We start from the raw sequence: 5,115 nt of genomic DNA on the forward strand, positions 1-5,115 counted from the left end.
CCCTGCGGGCGGTGGTGGCGTACCGCACGCTCAGGAACACCGGCACCGGGGCGCGCCGCCCGGAGGCGACCGGAAGGGAGCCGGCGAGCGATGAGGCACCGCAGCGTTGGCGATCTCATGACACCGACCGCAGTGAGCGTGCGACCGGGCACGGCGGTCAAGGAGATCGCACGGCTCCTCGACGAGTACGACATCACGGCCGTGCCGGTGGTCGACGACGACGGCCGGCCCCTGGGAGTGGTGTCCGAGGCGGACCTCCTGCACAGGCAGACGTCCGAGGGCGCCGGAAGCACCGCCCGGGACCTGATGACGAGCCCCGCCGTGGTCGCGGAGGCGGGCTGGAGCGTGGTCCACGCCGCGCGGGCCATGGAACGCCGCAAGGTCAAGCGGCTGCCGGTGGTGGACTCCACGGGCCGGCTGATCGGTGTGATCAGCCGCAGCGACCTGGTGCAGCTCTTCCTGCGCAGGGACCGCGCGATCCAGGAGGAGATCGTCGAGGACGTCATCGTCCGCACACTCGGCCTGCCGCCCTCGGCACTGACCGTCGACGTCACCGACGGCAGGGTCACGCTGAGCGGCAGCGTGGAGCGCAGGAGTCTGGTCCCCGTCACCGTGCGGTTGTGCGAGAGCGTCGACGGGGTGGTGGACGTCGACGCCCGGCTCCGGTTCGACCGGGACGACACCGCGGACGGGATTGCCCCGCTCACGACGACGGAGGGCGGACGATCACCACGGGACACGTCGCGTGATGCGCCACCTCCAGGCTGACCGAGCCCAGCAGCGCACGGGCGACACCGCCTCGCCCCCGGCTGCCCACGACCAGGGCCTGCGCTCCCTTTGCCGCCGACAGCAGGACGTCGGTGGGGTTGCCGCGCACCAGGCGGACGCGCACCGAGGCGGCCGCCTCGTCACCGAGCGCGTCCCTCAGCTCCCGCAGCTGCCGTTGACGGGCGCTCTCCAGGTCGACGTCGGCGTCCACGGAGGGGACGAACCAGCCCTGGGGCACGTCCCACGCGGTCACCGCGTCCACCGTCGCTCCGGTCAGCTCCGCATGCCGGAGTGCCCAGCGCAGCGCCTCCCACGAGGACGGGGACCCGTCGACACCCACCACGACCCGCGGACCGAGGGCGCTGCCGTCCATGCCGTCCCACCTCTCGTGCACCCCCGCACCTGCCGCACCACCAGGCTGCGGGGCCGCACGGCCGTCCGCCAGGAGAGCGCGTCCGAGGGCGTGGCGGACGTGCCGCGCGGGTGCTCAGCGCCGCGGCTGCTCAGGGGCCGGGGCGGCCCAGCGGCGTCGTACGGACTCCTCGTGCTCCGTCTCCTCCAGGGCCAGTTCCACCGCCGCCAGGTCCCGCGTCAGCCGGGGGATCCAGTGCCGGCGCAGCGCACGGACCCGCTGCCCGGTCCGTCCGGCCTCGGCACCGACCACCTCCGCCGCCGTGCGGGCGGCGGCGTGCTCGGCGGCGGCACGCACCGCCGCCCGGTAGGCGGTCTCGGCGTGCGCCAGGGCGGTGTTCCCCGGCGTCCGTTCCGACGGGGAGCGCACGGGCGGCGCCACGGACGCGCCGGACGGGTGGTCCACGCCCATCAGGGACGTCCAGGCGACGTCGACCCGGGCCCGGGCGGCCGGGGCCGCATCGGCCAGGGCCCGTTCACCGCCGAGCAGCAGCCCGCGCACGAGCCAGGTCTCGGCCTCGGCGAGCCGTTCCCGCCATGCGCGGCCCGCCTCGTCCGCTGCCCGCCGCAGTTCCCGCTCCCGGTCGAGCAGCAGCCGGAGCTTGCGCTCCAGCAGATCCGCTCCCCGCAGCGCGGTGTCGAGACCGTGCCGAAGCCGCAGGCGCCCCGCGCGCCCGGGGGGCACCCGGTGCCGTCGCGGGCTCACGAGCGCCCCTCCTCGCCCGTGCCGCCGTCGCGGGCGACGAGGCGGCCGTCGAGCAGGGCCGCCGGGATCATGCCGAGCTGGCTGCGCGGCAGGATCCGCAGCACGTCCCAGGCACGGTCGAGGGCTTCCTCCAGCGGCCGGTCCTCGTCGGTGCCCTGGGCCAGGAACGAGCGCAGGAAGGCGTCCTCCAGGTCCAGATACCGGTGGTCAGTGGGGCTCAGCGCCGGCCGGCCGATCAGGTCGGCGAGTTCCCGCACCTGCCGGGCGCGGGCCAGCGCGGCGATCAGCTGCGCGGCCACGTGCGGATGGTCGGCGCGGGTCCGGCCCTCGCCCGCCCCCTTGCGCATCAGCCGGGACAGCGAGGCGAGCGGGTCCACGGGGGGATACGCGCCGCGGGCGTGGACCTCCGCGGACAGCACGATCTGACCCTCCGTGATGTAACCGGTCAGGTCGGGCACGGGATGGGTGATGTCGCCCGCCGGCATCGTGAGCACCGGCAGCACGGTCACCGACCCCGGGCGCCCTTCGATCCTGCCGCACCGCTCGTACAGGGACGCGAGGTCGCTGTAGAGGTAGCCGGGGTAGGCGCGGCGGGCCGGGAACTCACCGCGCGCGGCGGACACCTCCCGCAGCGCCTCGGAGTAGGCCGTCATGTCCGTCATCACCACCAGGACGTGGCGGCCTTCCGCGAACGCGAGGTGCTCGGCGACCGTCAGCGCCAGCCGCGGCGTCAGCAGCCGCTCGATCACCGGATCGTCGGCGGTGTTCAGCAGCAGCGCCAGCTCCCGCGCGGCGGAGCGTTCGGCCAGCCCGTCGCGGACGAAGGCCGCGTCGGCGTGCGTGAGCCCCATGCCGGCGAACACCACGGCGAACGCCTCGCCGCCGCAGGTGGCCTGGGCGGCGATCTGCACCGCCAGTTCGAGGTGCGGCAGCCCCGCGGCCGAGAACACCGGAAGCTTCTGGCCGCGCACGAGGGTGGTCAGGACGTCGACGGCGCCCACTCCGGTCAGCACCGGTTCGGTCGGCGGCCGGCGGCGCACCGGATTGATCGGCGCCCCGCCGACCGCGGCGTCCGCGCGGCCGAGGACCCGCGGCCCGCCGTCCACCGGCTCGCCCCGCCCGTTGCACACCCGGCCCAGCCACCCCGGGCCCACCGGGATGCGCAGCGGACCGCCCGAGAACGCGATGCGGGTACCGCCCGGGGCCATCCCCGCCGTGTCCTCCAGAACCTGCACCACCGCCAGGTCCCGGTCGACCTCCAGGACCAGTCCGTGGCGCCGCTCGCCGGAGTCGAGGATGATCGTGGCGAACTCGTCCCAGCCCACGCCGGCCACCCCCTCGACGATCACGAGTGGTCCGCGCAGCTCCCGCACTCCCGTGTACTCGATCTCGCCCGGCGCGCTCACGCCAGCTCCCCGAGCCGCGCCAGCACCGTGTCGCGGGCCGCCGCCACGGGCGCGGTGTCGCCGGGCCCGGCCTCCTCACGGGCCCGCAGCAGCGGGGTGAGGTCGACGGCTTCGACGGCGTCCGCGCGGGCCCCGGAGTCCGCCAGCGCGGCACAGCGGTCGATCACCGCCAGCACCGCGTCCGCCAGGGCCGCCGTCTTCCCGGGCGTGCAGTACGCGTCCGACGGGGACAGCGCGTTCTGCTGGACGAGCCCCTCCCGCAGCAGCCGGCCGGCCAGCACGCTGACCCGTTCCCGCGGCGGCAGCGCCGTGACCCCGACCAGTTCCACCAGGTCGGCCAGCCGGTCCGCCTCGGCGAGCAGTTCGGCCACCCGCCCGCGCCGCTCCGCCCACCCGGGGTCGCCGGCCCGGGCGTGCCGGGCGGCCAGCGCGGCGGCGTCCCGGGAGAACGAGTCCGCCCAGGAGATAGCCGGATAGTGGCGCGCGTAGGCGAGGTCGCGGTCGAGGCTCCACAGGCAGCGCACAAACCGCTCGGTGTGCGCCGTGACCGGCTCGGTGAGGTCCCCGCCGGGCGGCGACACCGCACCGATCACGGTGACCGAACCGGTGGCGCCGCCCAGGGTGCGCACGGCCGCGGCCCGCTCGTAGAAGGCGGCCAGCTCCGAGGCGAGCCGCGCGGGGTAGCCCTCCTCGGCGGGCAGCTCGCCCATCCGGGAGGCGAACTCGCGCAGCGCCTCCGCCCAGCGGGAGGTCGAGTCGGCGATCACGACCACGTCGAGCCCCATGTCCCGGAAGTACTCGGCGACCGTCGCGCCCGTGTGCACGCTCGTCTCACGGGCCATCATCGGCATGTTCGAGGTGTTCGCGACGGTGACCGTGCGCTGCGACAGCCGGCCCCCGGTGCGCGGGTCGGTCAGCGCGGACAGCTCCTCGATGACATCGGCCATCTCGTTGCCGCGCTCCCCGCAGCCCACGTACACGATCACGTCCGCGTCGCACCACTTGGCGATCTGCTGCAGCAGCATGGTCTTGCCGGTGCCGAAACCGCCCGGCACGGCGACCGTGCTGCCGCGGGCCACCGGGAAGAGCAGGTCGACCGCCCGCTGCCCGGTGTGCAGCGGCACGACGGCAGGCAGCCGCTCCCGCACCGGCCGCGGTCTGCGCACCGGCCAGTCCTGGGCCATCCGCACCTCGTACCCGTCCACCACGGCCACCACCGCGTCCTCGGCGAGGTCTCCCGCCGGGGCGACCCATGTCAGCGTCCCCGAACGACCGGGGGGCACCAGGACACGCAGCGGCACCGAGGCCCCGACGTCGCCGAGGACGTCCCCCGCCGCGACCCGCGCGCCCTCGGCCACCCGAGGGGTGAACGGCCAGGTGCGACCGTCCGCCTTCGCGGCGCGCCCGCCCGCCTCGAGCAGGTCACCGGCCTGGGCCAGGGGGCGGAGCAGGCCGTCGAAGACCCCGCCCAGCAGCCCCGGCCCCAGCCGCACCGTGAGCGGGCCGCCCCGGGGCCGGGCCGGCCCGCCGGGCGCCATACCGCCGGTGTACTCGTATGCCTGCACGGTGACGACGTCGCCGCGGATCGCCACCGCCTCGGCTGGCAGCCGGTCCTCGCCGAGCAGGACCACGTCGTGCATGGCGACGCCCTCGGCGCAGGCGATCTCCACCAGGGGCCCCGCCACCCGCAGCACCCGCGGCGCTCCGTCGCCGGCGCTGCGGCGCACCGCGGCGGGCGGCGACGTCACGGCGCCCACAGGGTCTCCGCCCGAGCGCCGCACCGCTCCAGCGCGCGGTCCGCGAGGGCGTCCGCCGTGAGATCGG

Annotated in this window: 5 protein-coding genes; 1 reads left to right on the forward strand and 4 read right to left on the reverse strand. The window is 76.0% G+C overall.

All coding sequences use genetic code 11. The features are described 5' to 3' along the window. Positions 1 to 90: 90 nt before the first annotated feature. Positions 91 to 768, forward strand: coding sequence for a CBS domain-containing protein (locus ACFSL4_RS28935; protein ID WP_381089168.1), 678 nt, complete (start codon positions 91 to 93; stop codon positions 766 to 768). Here ACFSL4_RS28935 and ACFSL4_RS28940 read toward each other — a convergent pair. The 4 genes from ACFSL4_RS28940 to ACFSL4_RS28955 all read right to left on the reverse strand — a co-directional run bounded on the left by ACFSL4_RS28940 (position 704) and on the right by ACFSL4_RS28955 (position 5,048). Then, the gene (locus ACFSL4_RS28940) at positions 704 to 1,141 is read right to left on the reverse strand and encodes a universal stress protein (RefSeq protein ID WP_381089171.1); all 438 of its coding nucleotides are present in this window, start codon (positions 1,139 to 1,141) and stop codon (positions 704 to 706) included. The genes ACFSL4_RS28935 and ACFSL4_RS28940 overlap by 65 nt on opposite strands. A 114-nt stretch (positions 1,142 to 1,255) precedes the next feature. Next, positions 1,256 to 1,885 (reverse strand): V-type ATP synthase subunit D, encoded by a 630-nt coding sequence (locus ACFSL4_RS28945; protein WP_381089174.1) that lies wholly within the window; start codon positions 1,883 to 1,885, stop codon positions 1,256 to 1,258. Next, complete coding sequence (locus ACFSL4_RS28950) at positions 1,882 to 3,291, reverse strand: V-type ATP synthase subunit B (protein ID WP_381089177.1); 1,410 nt, start codon at positions 3,289 to 3,291, stop codon at positions 1,882 to 1,884. The genes ACFSL4_RS28945 and ACFSL4_RS28950 overlap by 4 nt, the downstream gene beginning before the upstream one ends. Next, entirely contained in the window at positions 3,288 to 5,048 is a 1,761-nt protein-coding gene (locus ACFSL4_RS28955) for a V-type ATP synthase subunit A (protein ID WP_381089180.1), read from the reverse strand. The genes ACFSL4_RS28950 and ACFSL4_RS28955 overlap by 4 nt, the downstream gene beginning before the upstream one ends. Positions 5,049 to 5,115: the final 67 nt, after the last annotated feature.

It is taken from the genome of Streptomyces caeni, from assembly GCF_042678285.1.
Taxonomy (GTDB): domain Bacteria; phylum Actinomycetota; class Actinomycetes; order Streptomycetales; family Streptomycetaceae; genus Streptomyces; species Streptomyces caeni.

What these genes read in the sequence shown, in the direction of transcription:
- ACFSL4_RS28935 (WP_381089168.1), top strand. Translation starts at nt 91, where the DNA reads ATGAGGCACCGCAGCGTTGGCGATCTCATGACACCGACCGCAGTGAGC.
- ACFSL4_RS28940 (WP_381089171.1), bottom strand. Translation starts at nt 1,141, where the DNA reads ATGGACGGCAGCGCCCTCGGTCCGCGGGTCGTGGTGGGTGTCGACGGG.